Origin of the sequence: Escherichia sp. 94.0001, from assembly GCF_013369155.2 — a bacterium.
In the GTDB taxonomy this organism is placed as follows: domain Bacteria; phylum Pseudomonadota; class Gammaproteobacteria; order Enterobacterales; family Enterobacteriaceae; genus Escherichia; species Escherichia coli_F.
The window spans coordinates 1-326 of sequence record NZ_JABWMS020000272.1 but is presented as its reverse complement, the minus strand read 5'-3'; the positions used below and the strand labels follow the sequence as shown (position 1 = coordinate 326).

3 pseudogenes are annotated in these 326 nt (G+C 49.7%); all 3 read left to right on the top strand.

Annotated features, from left to right (window positions below):
- A pseudogene (locus HEN33_RS25675) lies at positions 1-118 on the top strand (Rz1 family lipoprotein); the annotation flags it as partial.
- Positions 61-186, top strand: a pseudogene (locus HEN33_RS26890) (lysis system i-spanin subunit Rz); the annotation flags it as partial. The pseudogenes HEN33_RS25675 and HEN33_RS26890, both read left to right, overlap by 58 nt.
- Positions 187-209: 23 nt before the next feature.
- Positions 210-326: pseudogene (locus tag HEN33_RS26675) on the top strand (hypothetical protein); the annotation flags it as partial.

The window sequence follows — 326 nt, the reverse complement described above, 5'->3', positions numbered from 1 at the left end:
ATCAACGCCACCTGCCCCGGTACCGTGCGTGAAGCCACCGGCACCTCCGGCGTGGATAATGCAACCGGCCCCCGACTGGCAGACACCGCTGAACGGGATTATTTCATCCTCAGAGAACGATTGATGACAATGCAGAAGCAGGTGGAAGGGGCGCAGGAATATATCCGCACTCAGTGTATTAACTAGTATTTTTGTTATCCGGAGAATGCATGAAGAAATTACTGGTAACCGTAGAACCTTTTCAGGGAACAATTCCGTTCCGTATTTTGCTGCGTGGTCGTGTTCTTGTTGAAGGTTCGTTCAGTGGTAAATGTACGCAATTACAC